The 20,318-nt window shown below is 59.7% G+C and carries 15 protein-coding genes; 7 read left to right on the top strand and 8 right to left on the bottom strand.

What is annotated here, in order from left to right; all coding sequences use genetic code 11:
* Positions 1 to 38: 38 nt before the first annotated feature.
* Entirely contained in the window at positions 39 to 452 is a 414-nt protein-coding gene (locus HB680_RS06575) for a DUF3301 domain-containing protein (protein WP_054048264.1), read from the bottom strand.
* A gap of 120 nt (positions 453 to 572) precedes the next feature.
* Here HB680_RS06575 and pdxY point away from each other — a divergent pair, with 120 nt between their 5' ends.
* Positions 573 to 1,445, top strand: a complete 873-nt coding sequence (gene pdxY, locus HB680_RS06580) for a pyridoxal kinase PdxY (protein ID WP_213937758.1) — start codon at positions 573 to 575, stop codon at positions 1,443 to 1,445.
* A 148-nt stretch (positions 1,446 to 1,593) separates the two neighbouring features.
* Here pdxY and HB680_RS06585 read toward each other — a convergent pair whose 3' ends face one another.
* Positions 1,594 to 2,076 carry an acyl-CoA thioesterase gene (locus HB680_RS06585; protein ID WP_016772447.1) on the bottom strand — a complete coding sequence of 161 codons (483 nt, stop codon included), beginning with the start codon at positions 2,074 to 2,076 and terminating at the stop codon, positions 1,594 to 1,596.
* 203 nt (positions 2,077 to 2,279) lie between these two features.
* On the opposite strand from HB680_RS06585, the gene HB680_RS06590 reads away from it, so the two are divergent.
* Entirely contained in the window at positions 2,280 to 4,043 is a 1,764-nt protein-coding gene (locus HB680_RS06590; protein ID WP_213937759.1) for a cation:proton antiporter, read from the top strand.
* Between the two features lie 160 nt (positions 4,044 to 4,203).
* Here the strand turns inward: HB680_RS06590 and HB680_RS06595 are convergent, their stop codons facing one another.
* From HB680_RS06595 to uvrD, 4 genes are all read right to left on the bottom strand, one after another.
* Positions 4,204 to 4,611: an SMI1/KNR4 family protein gene (locus tag HB680_RS06595; RefSeq protein WP_007943369.1), complete on the bottom strand. Its 408-nt coding sequence runs from the start codon at positions 4,609 to 4,611 to the stop codon at positions 4,204 to 4,206.
* A gap of 148 nt (positions 4,612 to 4,759) precedes the next feature.
* Positions 4,760 to 5,629 carry a Tim44 domain-containing protein gene (locus HB680_RS06600; protein ID WP_213937760.1) on the bottom strand — a complete coding sequence of 290 codons (870 nt, stop codon included), beginning with the start codon at positions 5,627 to 5,629 and terminating at the stop codon, positions 4,760 to 4,762.
* Between the two features lie 179 nt (positions 5,630 to 5,808).
* The gene (locus tag HB680_RS06605; protein ID WP_213937761.1) at positions 5,809 to 6,249 is read right to left on the bottom strand and encodes an EamA family transporter; all 441 of its coding nucleotides are present in this window, start codon (positions 6,247 to 6,249) and stop codon (positions 5,809 to 5,811) included.
* Positions 6,250 to 6,409: 160 nt separating this feature from the next.
* On the bottom strand, positions 6,410 to 8,593 hold the full coding sequence (gene uvrD / locus HB680_RS06610) for a DNA helicase II (protein ID WP_213937762.1): 2,184 nt from the start codon (positions 8,591 to 8,593) through the stop codon (positions 6,410 to 6,412).
* Positions 8,594 to 8,851: 258 nt separating this feature from the next.
* Here uvrD and HB680_RS06615 point away from each other — a divergent pair, with 258 nt between their 5' ends.
* From HB680_RS06615 to HB680_RS06625, 3 genes are all read left to right on the top strand, one after another.
* The gene (locus tag HB680_RS06615; protein ID WP_213937763.1) at positions 8,852 to 11,725 is read left to right on the top strand and encodes an EAL domain-containing protein; all 2,874 of its coding nucleotides are present in this window, start codon (positions 8,852 to 8,854) and stop codon (positions 11,723 to 11,725) included.
* Between the two features lie 274 nt (positions 11,726 to 11,999).
* The gene (hexR, locus tag HB680_RS06620; protein ID WP_008027445.1) at positions 12,000 to 12,866 is read left to right on the top strand and encodes a transcriptional regulator HexR; all 867 of its coding nucleotides are present in this window, start codon (positions 12,000 to 12,002) and stop codon (positions 12,864 to 12,866) included.
* A gap of 252 nt (positions 12,867 to 13,118) precedes the next feature.
* Positions 13,119 to 13,331, top strand: a complete 213-nt coding sequence (locus HB680_RS06625) for a hypothetical protein (protein ID WP_082356652.1) — start codon at positions 13,119 to 13,121, stop codon at positions 13,329 to 13,331.
* On the opposite strand, the gene HB680_RS06630 is transcribed toward HB680_RS06625, so the two are convergent.
* Positions 13,273 to 14,235 (bottom strand): LysR family transcriptional regulator, encoded by a 963-nt coding sequence (locus HB680_RS06630; protein WP_123408612.1) that lies wholly within the window; start codon positions 14,233 to 14,235, stop codon positions 13,273 to 13,275. The two genes, HB680_RS06625 and HB680_RS06630, sit on opposite strands and share 59 nt — an antisense overlap.
* A 190-nt stretch (positions 14,236 to 14,425) precedes the next feature.
* Here HB680_RS06630 and HB680_RS06635 point away from each other — a divergent pair, with 190 nt between their 5' ends.
* Both HB680_RS06635 and oadA read left to right on the top strand, forming a co-directional pair.
* Positions 14,426 to 15,841 carry an acetyl-CoA carboxylase biotin carboxylase subunit gene (locus HB680_RS06635; protein WP_213937764.1) on the top strand — a complete coding sequence of 472 codons (1,416 nt, stop codon included), beginning with the start codon at positions 14,426 to 14,428 and terminating at the stop codon, positions 15,839 to 15,841.
* A gap of 11 nt (positions 15,842 to 15,852) precedes the next feature.
* Entirely contained in the window at positions 15,853 to 17,661 is a 1,809-nt protein-coding gene (gene oadA, locus HB680_RS06640; RefSeq protein ID WP_213937765.1) for a sodium-extruding oxaloacetate decarboxylase subunit alpha, read from the top strand.
* A 202-nt stretch (positions 17,662 to 17,863) separates the two neighbouring features.
* Here the strand turns inward: oadA and HB680_RS06645 are convergent, their stop codons facing one another.
* Entirely contained in the window at positions 17,864 to 20,215 is a 2,352-nt protein-coding gene (locus HB680_RS06645; protein WP_213937766.1) for an autotransporter domain-containing protein, read from the bottom strand.
* Positions 20,216 to 20,318: the final 103 nt, after the last annotated feature.

The following is a 20,318-nucleotide window of genomic DNA, read 5'->3' on the forward strand; positions in this document are numbered from 1 at the left end:
GCTTGCTCGCGAAGGGCGCTAACTGACGACATCAACCTTCAAGGCCGCCACTTGGTGTGTTCCTGCCGCCACTGGCTCATCTCAATCACTTCACCACGCGGCTTCACCACCTCAACCACCGGCGGCGTGTCGTCAAACGGCATAGGGTAGGGCGCCAGCTCAATTTGCGCACTGTGCGCGCCAAACTGGGTAATGGTTCCGGTGTGGCGGGTTTCGCCGGTCACGGTGAATTCGAAGTTATACACCCGCGCCAGACGTCGACGGCCGTTGGCATCTTTGATAAAACCGATTTTTTTCAGCGCCACATTGCCGTCGAGCAACTCGATTTCGAGTTTGGCGCAATGCTGCTTGACCCGCTCCAGTGCGCGCTCGCGCAAGCCGTGGTTATGCCACAGCCACGCGGCGCCAGTGGCCAGCAGCATTAGCACGAAGATATTTCCGAGGGTCAGCATCAACAAAGTGCTCCAACAAGATAGTGCCAGCTTAACTGCGTCGCCGGTCTGTCGTACAGGCTGGGTTTAGTCGCATACTGCGCGGCTCGAATTTCAATCGTTTTACGGAAAACTCACCGCATGAAACGTACGCCCCATCTGCTCGCCATCCAGTCCCACGTGGTGTTCGGCCACGCTGGCAACAGCGCCGCGGTTTTCCCGATGCAGCGGGTCGGGGTGAATGTCTGGCCGCTCAACACCGTGCAGTTCTCCAACCACACGCAATACGGGCAGTGGGCGGGTGAAATATTGCCGCCGCATCAGATTCCCGAGCTAGTGGAAGGCATCGCCGCGATTGGTGAACTGGGCAACTGCGATGCAGTGCTGTCCGGTTACCTCGGCAGTGCGGCTCAAGGCCGGGCGATTCTCACGGGCGTGGCGCGGATCAAGTCGGTCAATTCCAAGGCCTTGTATCTGTGCGATCCAGTGATGGGCCACCCTGAAAAGGGTTGCAGCGTGCCGGCCGAGGTCAGCGATTTCCTGCTGGAAGAGGCGGCCGCCGTGGCGGACTTCATGTGCCCGAACCAACTGGAGCTGGACAGCTTCTCGGGGCGCAAGCCGCAGTCGCTGTTCGATTGCCTGGCCATGGCGCGAGCGCTGTTGGCGCGCGGGCCGAAGGCGGTGTTGGTCAAGCACCTCGATTACCCCGGCAAACCGGAAGAGGTTTTCGAGATGTTGCTGGTGACGGCGGAAGACAGTTGGCATTTGCGTCGGCCGTTACTGGCGTTTCCGCGTCAGCCGGTGGGCGTGGGCGACCTGACGTCTGGGTTGTTCCTGGCTCGCGTGCTGTTGGGGGACAGCCTGGTGGCGGCGTTCGAATTCACCGCGGCGGCGGTCCACGAGGTATTGCTGGAAACCCAGGCCTGCGCCAGCTATGAGCTGGAACTGGTGCGGGCGCAGGACCGGATCGCGCATCCGCGGGTGCGGTTTGAGGCGACGCCGATCAGTCTCTGAGTTCTGCGTTGAGCCCATTCGCGAGCAAGCCCGCTCCCACACGGAATCTGTCGTGTTGCACAAAATGTGTGCACACCGAAGAACCTATGTGGGAGCGGGCTTGCTCGCGAAGGCGATCTAAAGAACACCCTCTACCTTGCTGGAGCCATCAGGCGTCGCCCTTGATCTCCTGATAGCGCTTTTCCAGCTCCTGACGAATCTGCCGGCGCTGCTGGGCCTGCATGAAGCGGCGCTTGTCTTCGCTGTTCTGCGGTTGCAGCGGCGGGACGGCGGCCGGTTTGCGCTGGTCATCCACCGCGACCATGGTGAAGAAGCAGCTATTGGTGTGGCGCACCGAGCGCTCGCGAATGTTTTCGGTCACGACCTTGATGCCCACCTCCATCGAGGTATTGCCGGTGTAGTTGACCGACGCCAGGAACGTCACCAGTTCGCCGACGTGAATCGGCTCGCGAAAAATCACCTGATCCACCGACAAGGTCACCACGTAGCGGCCGGCATAACGGCTGGCGCAGGCGTAGGCCACTTCGTCGAGGTATTTGAGCAGGGTGCCGCCGTGGACATTGCCAGAGAAGTTGGCCATGTCGGGAGTCATCAATACCGTCATCGACAGTTGGGCGTTTCCGGGTTCCATAGCGTTCTCACGGGTCAAGGCAGAATTTCGGGAGCGCACCTCTGCGGGTGCGTAGCGGGTTTTTCAAAACCAACCATTATCGGGACGCCGGGCAGGTGGCTGCCGTCACGCGCTGATCGATCTGTTTCCATATATTGCACCGCCTTTCTGTCGGAAGTCGCGGTGTTACGCTCCAGAAAGTCGATCTCAAGGAGCCCCATACCATGCATGCCATCAGTTTCATTCAGGATCTGGCAGTGATCATGTTGGTCGCGGGCGTGGTGACCGTGCTCTTTCATCGTTTCAAACAACCGGTGGTCCTCGGCTACATCGTCGCGGGCTTCATCATCGGCCCTCACACGCCGCCGTTCGGCCTGATCCACGATGAAGACACCATCAAGACCCTCGCTGAACTGGGGGTGATTTTCCTGATGTTCTGCCTGGGCCTGGAATTCAGCCTGCGCAAGCTGTTCAAGGTCGGGGCCACGGCGTTTATCGCGGCGTTTCTGGAAATCGTGTTGATGATCTGGATCGGCTACGAGATCGGCCGCTGGTTCGACTGGAACACCATGGATTCGCTGTTCCTCGGGGCGATTCTGGCGATCTCCTCAACCACCATCATCGTCAAGGCCCTCAACGACCTGAAGATGAAGAACGAGCGCTTCGCGCAGTTGATCTTCGGTGTACTGATCGTCGAAGACATCCTCGGCATCGGCATCATCGCCTTGCTGTCGAGCATCGCGGTCAGCGGTACGGTGAGTTCTGGCGAAGTGTTCTCCACGGTCGGCAAGCTCTCGCTGTTCATGATTGTCGCGCTGGTCATCGGCATTCTTCTAGTGCCGCGATTGCTGGCCTACGTGGCCAAATTCGAAAGCAATGAAATGCTGTTGATCACCGTGCTGGGCCTGTGTTTCGGTTTCTGCCTGCTGGTGGTCAAGCTCGAATACAGCATGGTTCTTGGCGCCTTCCTGATTGGCGCGATCATGGCCGAATCCCGGCAGTTACTGAAGATCGAACGCCTGATCGAACCGGTTCGCGACCTGTTCAGCGCCATCTTCTTCGTCGCCATCGGGTTGATGCTCGATCCGATGATTCTGCTGCAATACGCCTGGCCCATCGCGGTGATCACCGTGGCGGTGGTACTGGGCAAGATGTTGTCCTGCGGCCTCGGAGCCTTTATCGCCGGCAACGATGGACGCACCTCACTGCGGGTCGGGATGGGTCTTTCGCAGATTGGCGAATTTTCCTTCATCATCGCCGCGCTGGGCATGACCTTGCAGGTCACCAGCAACTTTCTCTATCCGGTGGCCGTGGCGGTTTCGGTGCTTACCACGCTGCTGACGCCGTACCTGATTCGCGCAGCCGATCCGCTGTCGATCAAGCTTGCGGAGGTGATGCCGCGGCGCCTGAGCCGTGTGCTGGGGATGTACGGCGAATGGCTGCGCAGCATTCAGCCCCAGGGCGAGGGCGCGCTGCTGGCATCGATGATTCGGCGGATTCTGTTGCAGGTCGGGGTCAATCTGGCGCTGGTGATCGCGATTTTCTTCTCGGGCGCGTTTTTCGCCGAGCGCATGTCCGAATATCTGCAAGGCTGGATCAGTGATCCGAGCTGGCAGAAAGCGTTGATCTGGGGCGGGGCGTTGCTGGTGTCGTTGCCGTTCCTGATCGCCGCCTATCGCAAGCTCAAGGCCCTGTCGATGCTGTTGGCGGAGATGGGTGTGAAGCCAGAGATGGCCGGGCGTCACACGCAGCGAGTGCGTCGGGTGATCGCTGAAGTGATTCCGATCCTCTCGCTGCTGGTGATCTTCCTGCTGCTGGCAGCCTTGTCGGCCAGTATTCTGCCGACCAACAAGTTGCTGGTGCTGATCGCGGTGGTCACCGCCGCCGTGGCGGCGCTGCTCTGGCGCTGGTTCATCCGCGTTCACACGCGCATGCAGGTGGCCTTGCTGGAAACCCTGGACAACCACAAGGAGTCGTCCGGGCATTGAGCTCAGGCCTGTAGCAGCTGCCGAAGGCTGCGTTCGGCTGCGAAGCAGCCGCAAAATCAGGCGCCAAGGTGTTTCAGGTTAACCGAGTCTTACGGGTTTACGACTGCTTCGCAGCCGAACGCAGCCTTCGGCAGCTGCTACAGGGGTGAGTAAGGTTCGATCAGCTTTCCAGCCAGACGTCCCGCGCCCAGTGCCACACCGATTCCCAGGTTTCTTCGGCAATCAGTTCTTCTTCGGCTTGCCACAGCACGACGGTGCCGTCTTCTTCAACCAGGTAGTAGTCGTCACCGTCCTGGCAGATCGGGATCATGCTGCGATCAACACCGGCGTCCCAGGCGTTGGCGGCAACGTCCGGCAGGTAGGTGTGGGATTGCGGGTCGGTCACCGTGACCGGCTCCAGGCTGCCGTAGACAACGTCGCTGACGGTCAGCAAAAATTCTCTGAAGACAAACGGAATGTCGATGAACAGTTGTTCTTCGATTTCCACGATCTGATCTTCGTCGGGCAACTCCAAGGGGACCGGGACCGGTTCGTTGGCTTCACGCAGTTGTTCGATGATTTCTTCCACGTCCGGGATCCTCTTGCTTGATGGCGCGGTTTATATGGGGCGGTTTATACAGTAGCTCGCTATAGATGCAACCGCGAAATAGAAAACCCCGGCCGAGGCCGGGGCTTTTTATAGGGATAGCATTGCGACAGATTTAACGCCCGTCGGTTCAGCCGTTCTGGCGGATACCGGCGACCAGCCAAGGCTGGTTCTCGCCCTGTGCACGTTCCATGTTCCAGCTTTCGCTGAACATTTCACCCTGGTCGAAACGCGAGGTCTTCGACACACCGCTGAAAGTCAGGGTGGCGATGGTCTTGTCGGCCCGATCATCCACGCCGTCCAGTTGTACCTGGAGGTTATCAATGTAGGTGGACTGGAAACCGTCGCCCAGATCGGCACGTTCGCGTTTGAGGAACTCCAGCATTTGCGGGGTCACGAACTCGGAGATCTTGTCCATTTCGTTGGCATCCCAGTGCTGTTGCAGGGACTGGAAGTGGTTGCGCGCGGCTTCGATGAAATTCTGCTCATTGAACCAGGCCGGCGCGTTGATCACCGGACGAGCGGCGGCAGGTGCTGCCGAACCACCGAAGATCGAACCGCCAGCAGGCTGGTTCTGGAACGTTTCACGCTGCATCGGCGCGCCAGCCGGAGCGAGATGCTCCTGCTGCTTGCGGCGACGGGCGGCGATGAAGCGGAAGATCAGGAAGGCGATGACCGCCATGATCAGGATGTCGAAGATTTGCATGCCCTGGAAGCCGCCGCCCATGAACATGGAGGCCAGCAGGCCGCCGGCGGCGATACCGGCCAGAGGTCCGAGCCAGCGCGAAGCACCGCCGGCCTTGGCCGCAGCGCCAGCGGCACCGGCAGCACCCGCAGTGGCAGCAGCGCCGCCCGCAGCAGAAGAAGGTGCCATTTGGCTGGTCTGATGGGTCGGCGCTGCGCCGGCGCTTTTGCCGCCACCAAAGCGTTTGGCGTTGGCGTCGAGGCTCATCGTCAGGCCGATACACAGCGCCATGGCGATGCTAAGAAAACGTTTCATAAGGGGAATTCCCATTTGTGGATTGCACGCCGGTCATGTTGCACAGCTGAAGTGTCACTGGCTAGCGGCAGAGTGTTTCGGGCTTTTGCCTGACAGGTTGCGTTCAGCTTCGGTCAGCGCAATAAGGCTTGTTAACTTTGGTCCGTAAGACGAGCGGACAAGTTCTGTAGGAAGGATGCCTAGCGTCGTAGCGCCAGCAAGATCACGCCGGCCGTAATCAGACCGATGCCACCCCATTGGCGCAGGTCGAGTTTTTCGCCCAGCAGGAGCACGCCGAGCACCGCCACCAGCACCACGCTGAGTTTATCGACCGGAGCGACCAGAGAGGCCGGCCCGAGTTTCAGCGCACGGAAGTAACAAATCCATGACGCACCGGTCGCCAGTCCCGACAGCAGCAGGAACAGGTAGCTCTTGGCGGAGATCGATCCTAATGACTGATATTGGCCCGTTGCGTACAAAATCAAGGCCAGGCTGACCAACACCACCATCGTGCGCAGGAGGGTGGCGAAGTCGGAATTGACGTTTTCGATGCCGATCTTGGCGAAAATCGCGGTCATGGCCGCGAATGCCGCTGACATCAGGGCCCAGAATGTCCAGGAGGAAAAGAAGCCTGAGCCCATGTTCGCACCTATATAAGATCAACCGTGCCAGTGGGATGCACACCGAACCCTGTGGGAGCGTGCTTGCTCGCGAAAGCGGTGGATCAGCCAACATTTCTGTTGGATGGAAAACCGTCTTCGCGAGCAAGCCCGCTCCCACAGAAAAGCCCTGTGCCGGGCTTCAGATCGCTTCCAGCTTCGCGTAACCGAGCATCAGCCACTTACTGCCTTCCCCAAAATTCACCTGCACCCGAGCCTGCGCCCCGGCGCCTTCGAAGTTCAGGATCACGCCGTCGCCAAATACCGAATGCCGTACCGCCTGACCCAGGCTGAAACCGGTGTCCGGGATTTCGCTACCGCCGAACAGGCTGCTGGAGCTCTGCTGCTGGCCGCCGCCGAAGGGACGGCTGACGCTGTTGGACAACCGCACTTCCTGGATCAGGCCTTTCGGTACTTCACGTACGAAACGCGACACCTTGTTGTAAGTCTCGCTACCGTACAGGCGACGGGTTTCAGCATAGGTCATCACCAGGTTCTGCATCGCCCGGGTGATACCGACGTAGGCCAGGCGCCGTTCTTCTTCAAGGCGACCCGGTTCTTCGAGGCTCATCTTGTGCGGGAACAGGCCTTCTTCCATGCCCACCAGGAACACGTATGGGAATTCCAGGCCTTTGGCGCTGTGCAACGTCATCAACTGAATGCTGTCTTCGTGCTCGTCGGCCTGGGTGTCGCCGGCTTCCAGCGAGGCATGGCCGAGGAACGCCGACAGTGGCGTCAGGTCTTCGTCTTCTTCCGCGTTTTCGAAGTTGCGCGCGGCGCTGACCAGTTCCTCAAGGTTTTCTACCCGAGCCTGGCCTTTCTCGCCTTTTTCCGCTTCGTGATAGGCAATCAGCCCCGACTGCTCGATGACGGTTTGGGTCATCAGGTGCAGCGGCATGTCCATGCACTTGGCGGCAAGGTTCTCGATCAGCTCGATAAACGCCCCAAGCGCGCCGGCCGCACGACCGGTCAGGCCCTTGTTCGCTACCAGCAAGCGCATGGCTTCCCACATCGACACATCGCTGTGGCGCGCGTGGTCGCGAATCGCTTCGACGGTTTTCTCGCCGATGCCACGGGCCGGCACGTTGATCACCCGCTCCAGCGCCGCATCGTTGCCGCGACCTTCCAGCAAGCGCAGGTAAGCCATCGCGTTCTTGATTTCCGCCCGTTCGAAGAAGCGTTGACCGCCATAGATGCGGTAGGGGATTCGCTCGCGCAGCAACGCTTCTTCCAAAACGCGGGATTGGGCGTTGGAGCGGTACAAAATCGCGATATCACTACGCGCAAAGCCGGTTTTCAGCGCGCTTTCGATGGTTTCCACCACGTAGCGTGCTTCATCGTGTTCGTTGAACGCGGCGTACAGATTGATCGCCTCGCCTTCGCCGCCGTCGGTCCACAGCTCTTTGCCCATGCGCCCGGTGTTGTTGGCGATCAGGGCGTTGGCAGCCTTGAGGATCCCGGCGGTGGAGCGGTAGTTCTGCTCCAGACGAATAGTCTCGGCATCCGGGAAGTCGTCGGAGTACTGATAGATGTTCTCGATTTTCGCCCCGCGCCAGCCGTAGATCGACTGGTCGTCGTCGCCGACCACCATCAGGCTGTCGCCGCCCTTGGCCAGCAGCCGTAACCAGGCGTACTGCACGGCGTTGGTGTCCTGGAACTCGTCCACCAGAATATGGCGGAAGCGCTTCTGATAGTGCGCCAGCAGGCCCGGGTGATCGCGCCACAGGTCGAGGGCGCGTAGCAGCAGTTCGGAGAAGTCGATGACGCCCGCGCGCAGACACGCGGCTTCATAGGCTTCATAAATGCTGCGCATGGTCGCCAGAAACAGGTCGCCGCTGGCCTGAATGTGTTGCGGGCGCAGACCTTCGTCTTTCTGCCCGTTGATGAACCACTGGGCCTGACGGGCCGGCCAGCGTTGCTCGTCCAGGCCCAGCTCGCGAATCACCCGCTTGACCAGCCGTTGCTGGTCGTCGCTGTCGAGAATCTGGAAGGTCTGGCTCAGCCCGGCTTCTTGCCAGTGCGCCCGCAGCAAGCGGTGCGCCAGGCCGTGGAACGTGCCGACCCACATGCCGGCCGGATTCAGGCCCATCAACTGTTCGATGCGATGACGCATCTCCGCAGCGGCCTTATTGGTGAAGGTCACCGACAGGATGGAGTGGGGTGAGGCGTTCTCGACCTGGATCAACCAGGCGATACGGTGCACCAGCACTCGGGTTTTACCGGAACCAGCACCGGCCAGGACCAACTGACGACCCACGGAGGCAGCTACGGCCTGGCGTTGGGCATCGTTGAGGGAGTTCAGCAGAAGGGAGAGATCATCGCGCATCGGGCCATTCTAGGGGGCGGCGCCACACCGGGCAAACATCGCTTTGAATTAGCCGATGAAAGATGAACGGAGGACGACCGGTCGGTCACTGGCTGCAAGCGGCGGCGGGGCTCGCTTGGGGGCTTTTATATGGATGCCGGCGGTCGAGACTTTGGTCTACTTTGTGATCTGGAGCAGTTTGGTCCCGGCCTTTGCTTGTGTATGCTCCGTGCACAATTCGGGCTCACCACGCTCATTATAAGAACAAGAAAATTGCCTATGACCCTCAGCTCCGACCTGTCGGGCCCCTCTGTGGAGCCCCGGGTTATCCGCAAACAGTACGCCATGGAAATGGCGGTCGAACGCACGCGCCTGCTGTACCAGGGCTCGCTGTTGCCGACGCTGTTCATGCTGATCAATGGCCTGGTCTGCGCCGGTTTGCTCTGGAGCCCGCAGCGCTACTTCCTGGTCAGCGTCTGGCTGGTGTGGTTGCTGTCGCTGGTGGCGCTGCGCGTGATTCAAGTGGCGGCCTTCGATTCAGCGATTCCCAATCGCCAGGCCCATCCGATCTGGATCCGCATGTTTCTGCTGGGTTCGGCCATGACCGGCCTGACCCTCGCCGGCGCCGGCATTGCCCTGGCCCCCGCTGACACCTTTATCCAGCAAGCCTGGGTCTTCGGCCTGATCGGCGCCGCAGCGCTGTCGGCCAGCGTCGCCTATGCGGTCAGCCTGCCGGCATTTCTCTCCTTTACGTTGCCCTGTCTGCTGCCGGCCATCGGCTATATGTTTTGGGGCGGCGATGAACAACAGCAGGGTTGGGGCTGGTTCGGCCTGATTCTGCTGGGTGCGTTGAGCGTGGTGGCCTGGCAGGTCAATCGGCTGATTGATCGCGGTTTGTTGCGGCGCTTCCAGAATCAGGCGCTGATCGAGCATTTGCAATTGGCTCAGACCAAGAGTGACCAGCTTAATTTCGAACTGGCCAAGGAAATCGACCAGCGCCGCCATGCTGAAGAAGAGCTGCGCGAAGCCCAGGTCGAGCTGGAAAACCGCGTCGCCGAGCGCAGCCAGGAACTGAGCGCCGCCACCCAAGCCCTGAGCAAGAGCGAAGCGCGCCTGGCGTTGGCGTTGAAGGCCAGCGAATTGGGGCTGTGGGACTGGAACCTGCAAACCGACGAAGTCCATCACACGCAGATTCAGGAGTTGTTCGGCCTGGCGCCGGAATACGTGACCGCCATGCTCAGTCACCTGCGTCCGCGCCTGCACCCCGACGACGTGCCGCCCCTCAAGCGCGCGTTGATCGAGCATTTGAAGGGCCGCAGCGAGGATTACCAGATCGAATACCGCGTGCGACACGGCGACGGCCACTGGGTCTGGATCGAAGACCGTGGCCGGGCGGTGGAACGCAGCGAAAATGGCAGGGTGATCCGCATGGTCGGCACCCGCCGTGACATCAGCGCCAGCAAAGGCCAGGAAGAACAGCGACAACTGGCGGCGACCGTGTTCGAAGCTGCCAGCGAAGGCATCGTAATTTTCGACCCGGATTACGCGCTGATTGCGGTCAACCAGGCTTTCAGCCGAGTGACGGGCTACGACATCGAGGACATGCTCGGGCGCAACGTCGTCGAGTTGCCGTGCAGCCGCGATGCCCGCCGGCACTACAGCGCGATTCATCAATCTCTGGAGCAGCACGGCACTTGGCAGGGCGAACTGGTGGAAACCCGTAAGAACGGCGAGTTGTATCCACAGTGGTTGCAACTGAATGCTGTGCGCGATTCTCGGGGAAAGGTCAGTCACATTGTCGGCTTCTTCGCCGATCTGTCAGCCCGGCGCGAATCTGAAGAACGCATGCGCTACCTGACCCACTACGACGAACTCACCGGCCTGGCCAACCGCTCGCTGTTCCGCGAACGGCTGCGCGAGGCTCATCAACGGGTGCGACAGGGCGGGCGACGCAGTTTGGCGTTGCTGCACATCAATCTCGATCGTTTCAAGCTACTCAACGACAGCCTCGGCCATGAAATCGCCGATCAGTTATTGCAGAAGATGTCCCGGCGGCTGGTCAATGCCTTGCCGGAAGCGGACACCATTGCGCGGCTGTCCGGCGATGAGTTCGCGGTGTTGTTCGATGCCTATGGCAACCTGTCGAGCCTGGCGCGAGTGGCGACTCGCTTGTCCGCCAAACTGCGTTTGCCGGTGACAGTGGATGGCCATGAACTGGTGGTCAGTGCGTCCATGGGCATCAGCCTGTTGCCGGACAACGCGCGGGAAGTTTCTGCGCTGGTCAGCCAGTCGAACATGGCCATGCAACACGCCAAACACCTGGGCGGCAACAACTTCCAGTTCTACACCGACAGCCTGCAAGCCAGCACCCTTGAGCGTTTGCAGCTGGAGAACCAGCTGCGCAAAGCCATCGAAGAAAAGCAGCTGAAAGTGTTTTACCAACCGAAACTGTGCCTCGCCACGGGCCGTTTAAATGCAGCCGAAGCCCTGGTGCGTTGGGATCATCCGACCATGGGCCGAGTGCCGCCAAACGATTTCATTGGGCTGGCCGAGGAAACCGGGCTGATTGGCCCGATTGGCGAGTTCGTGTTGCGCCAGGCCTGCTGGCAAGCCTGCGAATGGCAGCGCCAGGGACTTGCACCGATCCGGGTGTCGGTCAACCTGTCGGTGCATCAATTGCGCCAGGGCAAACTGGTCAGCCTGGTGCGTCAGGTGCTGGAAGAAACCGGCCTGGCCCCGCATTACCTGGAGCTGGAACTGACCGAAAGCCAATTGCTGGACAGCGTCGAACACATCATCGCGACCTTCCAGCAGTTGCGTGACCTGGGCGTGAAACTGGCGATCGACGATTTTGGCACCGGGTATTCGTCGCTGAGTTACCTCAAACGCATTCCCGTGGATTACGTGAAGATCGATCAGGCGTTTATCCGTGGGCTGGGGGAGGGTGGCGAAGATGCGGCGATCACCCGGGCGATCATCGCCATGGCCCATGGCTTGTCGTTGAAAGTCGTGGCCGAAGGCGTGGAGCGGGAAGAGCAGCTGGAGTTTTTGAGAACCGAGCGCTGTGATGAAGTGCAAGGGTATTTGATCAGTCGGCCGGTGGAAGCGCTGGATCTGGCCGAACTGCTGCACAGGGACGCAAACTCTTTGTAGCAGCTGCCGAAGGCTGCGTTCGGCTGCGAAGCAGTCGTGAATAGGCGTTATGCGGTTTAACAGGAAAATTTGATATTCAGGTTTCACGACTGCTGCGCAGCCGAACGCAGGCTGCGCCAGCTTGCTACAAGGGCCAAAGGTGCTACATGGAGCGCATAACGCGTGGAATGGGGATATCGCGTTACGCATTGAGCAGGCAAAAAGCCGATTCATGTAGTATAACTACAAGCGTGCTACATCCCCGGCACCTGCCAATAACAAAGAGTCGACCCCTTTGAATCTGCTGCAACACATCGCCCAGTCACGCCACCTGTTACGCAAGTCGGAGCTCAAGGTCGCCGACCATGTGCTGCTTGACCCTGCGGCGGTGATGCACAGTTCCATGGCCGACCTGGCCCACAGCGTGGGGATCAGCGAGCCAACCATCGTGCGCTTTTGCCGCGCCATCGGCTGTTCCGGTTTCCAGGATTTGAAGCTGAAGCTGGCGCAGAGTCTGGCGGCGGGTGCGAGCTTCGGGCAGTTCGCGATTCATGAAGACGATTCGGTCGCTGACTACAGCCTGAAAATCTTCGATACCACGTTGCACACGTTGATGGAGGTTCGCGAGAAGCTTGATCCGGTGGAGTTGCAGCGGGCAGTGTCGCTGATGTCCCAGGCGCAGCGCGTCGAGTTCTACGGCTTTGGCGCGTCGGGCGCGGTGGCGGCGGACGCCCAGCACAAGTTCTTCCGTTTGCTGCTGACGGCGGCGGCTTATTCCGACCCGCACATGCAGGCGATGTCGGCGGTGACGCTGAAACCGACTGATGTGGCGATCTGTATTTCCCAGTCCGGGCGTTCTAAAGACCTGTTGATTACTGCGAACCTGGTCCGCGAAAGTGGCGCCTCGCTGATCACCTTGTGCCCGAGTCAGACACCGCTGGCCGAGTTGTCGACCGTCAACCTGGCGATCGATGTGCACGAAGACACCGAAATCTATACGCCGCTAACCTCGCGCATCGCCCACCTGGTGGTGATCGACGTATTGGCGATGGGCGTGGCCATGGCCCGCGGGCCGAGCTTGGTCAATCACCTCAAGAGCGTCAAGCGCAGCCTGCGCAGCTTGCGGCTGTCGCCTAAGTCGGTGAAAGCGCTGGACGACTGATTCGGGTCTGAAATTGCTGGAAGGTTGTTCCGACCCTCATTCGCGAGCAAGCCCGCTCCCATATAGGATCTCGGTCGAACACACATTTTGTGTTCGATGAAAATCCTGCGTGGGAGCGGGCTTGCTCGCGAAGGCGTCCTCAAAAACGCTACATCGCTCGGCAACATTCACATCCCTGTAACCCACCCGCCGCCAAACCGTCATCCCCAGCGTTCATCGTGTAACTCCCGTACTCGCCTTGGGAGACCCGAAATGGCCCAGCCCTACGAAGAACGCAACAGCGCCCTCAGAACCCGTCGCCAGCAAGAAGACCAGCGCCGCATGGAATTCCGCCGCGCTATCGAAGATCGCTGCGAACGCCGTCAGCTTCTGGCCGAGATCGGCGATTTTCCTGAGGATCTGGAACTCAATTACTGGCAGGCAGCACCGGCAACTTCCCGTCGAAACGCTCAACCAGCGCGCTGATCTGCACCCGTTCGCTGCGAATAAACGCAAGGAATGCGTGCGCTACCGGTGACAGGCGTTTGGCTTTGGCCTGCACCAGGCACCAGCTGCGGTACAACGGCAGCTCTTCGACCGGCAGCTCAATGAGTGCGCCGGTCGCCAACTCAAGGTTCAGGGCGTGGCGCGTCAACAAGGCCAGGCCCAGACCCGCCAACACACACTCACGCTGAGCTTCCGCCGACGCGACCTCCTGGGTCTGGGTGAAGTGCACGCGCTTCTCTTTGAAATACTCTTCGCACGCCATCCGCGTCCCGGAACCCGGTTCGCGCATCAACAGCGTGTAAGGCTCCAGATCCTGCAAACGCAGCGGCCCCATGTGGCACAGCGGATGATCCGGCGGCGCCACGGCCACGATCGGGTTGTTGAGGAACGGCAGGAATTCCAGACCCATGTCCTGTGGCACCATCGACATGATCACCAAGTCGTCGCGGTTGTCCGACAGGCGCCGGATCACCTGGCCACGGTTCACGACCGTCAGGTGCAGGTTCACTTCCGGGTGCTGGCGCTTGAACGCGGCAAACAGGTGCGGCACGAAATACTTGGCGCTGGATTCCACCGCCAGTTTCAGTTGTCCTTGCAGCGAACCCTGCATGTCCGACAACTGCATGTCGAGGTTTTCCAGGCGCCCGAAAATGTCCCGGCTGGCCCGTTGAAGGGCCTCGGCGGCCTCGGTCATGTAGAGTTTTTTGCCGACGTAATCGAACAAAGGTTGACCAATCAGCTCCTCGAGTTGACGAATCTGTAGGCTCACGGCAGGTTGTGTGAGGGACATTTCGTCAGCCGCGCGGCTGTAGGACCGCAAATCACAGACCTCATTGAAAATCTGCAATTGACGCAATGTCATACGCATCAATGACTTACGCATTATTTAAGGACTCCGTCCGCAGGCTGATGCGCCAACTATAAGTCTTTACTTATGCCTGACCCAATTATTAATCATTTTTGTTAATCCCTTGTGGGGGCTAGTGTGGGGCTGCGACTAAATCGAAACATTTAGTCACGCGTCGACCTGGTCTAGCAGGTCGTGGGTACCACCGGCTCAAGGGAACCTCCAAGTGATAACAAAGATCCTGATCGCCAACCGTGGTGAGATTGCCGTACGAATCGTGCGTGCCTGCGCCGAGATGGGCATTCGTTCGGTCGCGATCTATTCCGACGCCGACCGCCATGCCTTGCATGTGAAGCGTGCGGACGAAGCCCACAGCATTGGTGCCGAGCCACTGGCCGGTTACCTGAATGCGCGCAAACTGGTGAATCTGGCCGTGGAAACCGGTTGTGATGCGTTGCATCCCGGCTACGGTTTCCTGTCTGAAAACGCTGAACTGGCCGACATTTGCGCCGAGCGCGGCATCAAGTTCATTGGTCCGTCGGCTGAAGTCATTCGCCGCATGGGCGACAAGACTGAAGCACGCCGCAGCATGATCAAGGCCGGTGTTCCGGTCACGCCAGGCACCGAAGGCAACGTCGCGGACATCGCCGAAGCCTTGGTTGAAGGTGACCGTATCGGTTATCCGGTCATGCTCAAGGCAACCTCCGGTGGCGGTGGTCGTGGTATCCGTCGCTGCGACAGCCGCGAAGAACTCGAACAAGCTTTCCCACGGGTGATTTCCGAAGCGACCAAGGCGTTTGGTTCGGCGGAAGTGTTCCTGGAAAAATGCATCGTCAACCCGAAACACATCGAAGCGCAGATCCTTGGCGACAGCTTTGGCAACGTGGTGCACCTGTTCGAGCGTGACTGCTCGATCCAGCGCCGCAACCAGAAGCTGATCGAGATCGCCCCGAGCCCGCAACTGACCCCGGAACAGCGCGCCTATATCGGCGACCTGTCGGTGCGTGCAGCCAAGGCCGTGGGTTACGAGAACGCCGGCACCGTGGAGTTCCTGCTCGCCGAGGGCGAGGTGTACTTCATGGAGATGAACACCCGGGTGCAGGTGGAACACACCATCACCGAAGAAATCACCGGCATCGACATCGTGCGTGAGCAGATCCGCATTGCGTCCGGCCTGCCGCTTTCGGTGAAACAGGAAGACATCCAGCATCGCGGTTTCGCGCTGCAATTCCGGATCAACGCCGAAGACCCGAAAAACAACTTCCTGCCGAGCTTCGGCAAGATCACCCGTTACTACGCACCCGGCGGCCCCGGCGTGCGCACCGACACGGCGATCTATACCGGCTACACCATTCCGCCGTACTACGACTCCATGTGCCTGAAACTGGTGGTGTGGGCGTTGACCTGGGAAGAGGCGATGGACCGTGGCTTGCGCGCCCTCGACGACATGCGTCTGCAAGGGGTCAAGACCACCGCCGCGTACTACCAGGAAATCCTGCGTAACCCGGAATTCCGTAGCGGCCAGTTCAATACCAGCTTCGTTGAAAGCCACCCTGAACTGACCAACTACTCGATCAAGCGCAAACCCGAAGAGCTGGCCCTGGCCATCGCCGCCGCCATCGCCGCCCACGCAGGCCTGTGAGGAATAACAAAATGTCCAAGAAGATTCATGTAACCGACACCATCCTGCGCGACGCCCACCAATCGCTGCTCGCCACCCGCATGCGCACCGAAGACATGCTGCCGATCTGCGACAAGCTCGACAAAGTCGGCTACTGGTCGCTGGAATGCTGGGGCGGCGCGACCTTCGACGCCTGCGTACGTTTCCTGAAGGAAGACCCGTGGGAGCGTTTGCGCCAACTGCGCGCGGCGTTGCCTAACACACGTCTGCAAATGCTGCTGCGTGGCCAGAACCTGCTGGGTTATCGCCATTACAGCGATGACGTGGTCAAAGCTTTCGTTGCCAAGGCTGCGGTCAACGGCATCGATGTGTTCCGCATCTTCGACGCGATGAACGACGTGCGTAACCTGCGTGTGGCCATCGAAGCAGTGAAAGCCGCCGGCAAACACGCCCAGGGCACCATCGCCTACACCACCAGCCCGGTGCACACCATCGAGGCGTTCGTGGCCCAAGCCAAGCAAATGGAAGCCATGGGTTGCGACTCCGTGGCGATCAAGGACATGGCCGGCCTGCTGACCCCGTACGCCACGGGTGAACTGGTCAAGGCATTGAAATCCGAGCAGTCGCTGCCAGTGTTCATTCACTCCCACGACACCGCCGGCATGGCCACCATGTGCCAACTCAAGGCCATCGAAAACGGCGCCGACCACATCGACACCGCGATCTCCAGCTTCGCCTCGGGCACCAGCCATCCGGGCACCGAGTCGATGGTCGCCGCCCTTAAAGGCAGCGAATTCGACACCGGTCTGAACCTGGAACTGCTGCAAGAGATCGGTCTGTACTTCTACGCCGTGCGTAAGAAATACCACCAGTTCGAAAGCGAATTCACCGCCGTCGACACCCGTGTGCAAGTCAACCAAGTACCGGGCGGGATGATTTCCAACCTGGCCAACCAGTTGAAAGAGCAGGGCGCCCTTAACCGCATGGCGGAAGTGTTGGCCGAAATTCCAAAGGTTCGTGAAGACCTTGGCTTCCCGCCGCTGGTGACCCCGACCTCGCAAATCGTCGGCACCCAGGCGTTCTTCAACGTACTGGCCAGCGAGCGCTACAAGACCATCACTAACGAAGTGAAGCTCTACCTGCAAGGCGGCTACGGCAAGGCACCGGGCACCGTAAACGAAAAACTGCGTCGTCAGGCGATCGGCAGCGAAGAGGTGATCGACGTTCGCCCGGCTGATTTGCTCAAACCGGAAATGACCAAGCTGCGTGCCGAAATCGGCGCCGTGGCCAAATCGGAAGAAGACGTGCTGACCTACGCCATGTTCCCGGACATCGGCCGCAAGTTCCTCGAAGAGCGCAACGCCGGCACCCTGACGCCTGAAGTGCTGTTGCCGATTCCTGAAGCCGGCGGCGTGACCTCGGCCGGCGGCGAAGGCGTGCCGACCGAGTTCGTTATCGATGTCCACGGTGAAACCTACCGCGTCGACATCACCGGTGTCGGCGTGAAAGCCGAAGGCAAGCGTCACTTCTACCTGTCCATCGACGGCATGCCGGAAGAAGTGGTGTTCGAGCCGCTCAACGAATTCGTCAGCGGCGGCAGCAGCAAACGCAAGCAAGCCACGGCACCGGGCCACGTCAGTACCACCATGCCGGGCAACATCGTCGATGTGCTGGTCAAGGAAGGCGACACGGTCAAGGCAGGGCAATCTGTGCTGATCACCGAAGCGATGAAGATGGAAACCGAAGTCCAGGCTGCCATCGCCGGCAAAGTCACCGCCATCCACGTGGCCAAGGGCGACCGGGTGAACCCGGGCGAAATCCTGATCGAGATCGAAGGCTGATTTACAGCCTCGATACACCGCTTTAAACCTCGGGGGGGCATGTGCTCCCCTTTTTTTTGCGCGGTATTCAGCAGGTATCACAATCCTTGTGGGAGCGGGCTTGCTCGCGAAGAGGTCGTGTCAGTCGACATCCATGTTGACTGACGAACCGCTTTCGCGAGCAAGCCCGCTCCCACAGGTTCCAAGGTGTGTCAGCTGATAATTAAAACGCCATCCGCCACTGCCCCATTACGCCGTGATTGCGGCTGTCACTGCCTAGCTCGCCAGTGAGGCCCATCCCCACGCTATGGTTGGACGACACTCCAAGATCCAGGCCTGCATCCACCAGCAAACTATTGCGATCCAGCGCCGCACCGTAAACGGTGTAGTTGCTGCCGCCGGTCACCAACCGTTGGCGGGTATTGGTGTAGAGATTGCCGTAGGTGTGTTTCCAGCCAGCACTGAATCGCGGTGTCAGGCGCATGCCGTTTTCCAGGGTGTCGACCTTCGCCACACGCAGCCCAAACGTGCTGTTCATATTGCTCTGGGACTGCTCGTGGACCTTCAACGCCGCCGCCCCGCCTTTTTCGGCATAGCCATCGCGCTGATAGCGTTGGTAACCGAGGCTGGCGAACGGTTCGATGCTGACGTTGGCGCGGCCCAGGTTGTAACCCACTTCGGCGAAGGCTTGTTGAGTGCTGGCGTCGTAGCTGCCTTTGGGACGATCGCTGAAACCGGTGAACGCTACCCGGCGTGCTGTGCTGCCGTCGTGGCTGCTGTAAGTCGCGCCTAGACGAAGGGACATCGGACCGTTTTGACGCAAGGCATAGGCGCCCAGGTGCCAGCTGTCGAGATCGCCGTCGAATTCCTTGCTGTCTAGTCGGGTCCGGGAGGTACCGCCCATTAATCCCAGGCTCCACTCCTCGTCGATGCTCCAATCGGCGCCCAGCAACAAGCCCTTGGTCGAGTGTTGCAGGGGTTCGATATCGCGATCCAGTTTCCCGCCGTGGCCGAGTGCTTGCAGCCAGACTCTGCCATTGTCTTCGCTGCCAGCCGCCAGCCGTGGCGCGTTGTTCCGCTCACGCAGGTTGCCGCTGCCGTGGGTGTTGTCCAGTTGGCGCATGGCCGAGAGCATGCTTCCATTGACTGGATCGACACTGCTCAAGGTTGCTTTGGCGAGGTTGGCGTTGCTGGAGCCGGCGAGTTGCTCGAGGGCGTAGGAAGCGGTTTTTTTGTCGGCGGCGAGCAGGGCGGCGATAGCGGCATTTGTCGTAGTTGGTGGTTGCTGCGCCGTGCTGGAAGAGTCGGCGACGGTGGCAGGTTGTTGTTCGGTGCTGGAAGAGTCGGTGGCAGCGGCTGGTTGTTGCACCGTTCCGGAAGTATCGGTGACAACGGCTGCTTGTTGCGCAACGCCGGAAGAGTCGGTGACAGCAACTGCTTGTTGTACAGCGTCAGAAGATTCAGCGACGACGAATGATTCCGGAGCTGAAGCTGGCGTGTCAGGGATAAGGGGTGACGTCACTTCGGCGACGACGGTATCCACGCTGTCAGAGGGTACTTGAGCTTCGGGGATGTGTGGTTGTTCGGTGACATTTTTGGCGAACTCCCGTTCGTTGTCGGAAGTGGCGAAACTCTCGAGAGGTACGCCGTTACGGGCATAGGTCAGGCCGACACTCTTGGTGTTGTACCTGAGCGTCGGTGCCATAAACGCCAGGTCATTGAGCACTTCGCCGAATTTATCTTCGACCTTGTCCGCCTGGATGATGGTGTAGCGATGGCTTTGCAGATATTCACCCGGCATCGCGACGATTTTCAGGGTGGATCCGCCCAGGTGGGCAGTGCCGTCGACCCTGATCGTTTGGCCTTTGTCTTCGGGATTGACCTCGTAGACCAATACAGCGGTCTTGGAAAAGCTCAAGTCCCCCTTGACCTTTGGAGCTCCGTGCATTCTGTTGACGTCGACGCGGCCGTGTACTTGCAAGCTGCCGACGGTCCCGGAACCCGCGAACGCACCGCCTTCGAAAACATGCACGTGGTCCTTTATGTCGCCTTTGTTTATGAGCTGTCCGAGGGCAAACCCACGACCCAGGATTGTCCCTTTGTTGGTCAGGGTGCCGTCGTTCAGTACGACCACGCCGTCCTTGAAGTCCGACTTACTGGTCAATGTCCACGAACCTTGAGAGTTCACCAGGCCGTCGAAATTTTGTGTGTTCCCCAGTACGCCACCGTCAGAGGCATCAAGGTCTATGGAGTTGATGCCTCCTTGTCCATCAACCAGGCCTTTTATGCTGCCACCGTTCTTCATGATGATGAGTTCGTTGGCTTCTGTTCCCGTTACTACCGTCTCAGGTGAATCAATCTCCTGGGGAACGGCGCCATGAAAATTCATGAAGGTTGGAAGAAGAGCCGCCAGATCGCTTCTCGGCTCAGGCTCCACCCGATCTATTAATTTGGCGTCGACCGGCGGTTCAGCTCTTTCAGACAGCTCTTGAGCCATGGAAAATTCAGCACATCCCAACGCCAGCGCAATGGCCAGTGCGAGGTGTTGTGGTCGAAATTTGTGTTGGTCGGGCATCGTGTCCAGCCTCTTTTGGGGGGAGGCCAAACTGTAAAATTCGATCCGGTTTCAGGATGCCGGGCATTTCCGGGCATTGTGCAAGGCGTAGAGGCACCGCGTG

Source organism: Pseudomonas sp. dw_612, from assembly GCF_018449725.1.
In the GTDB taxonomy this organism is placed as follows: Bacteria; Pseudomonadota; Gammaproteobacteria; order Pseudomonadales; family Pseudomonadaceae; genus Aquipseudomonas.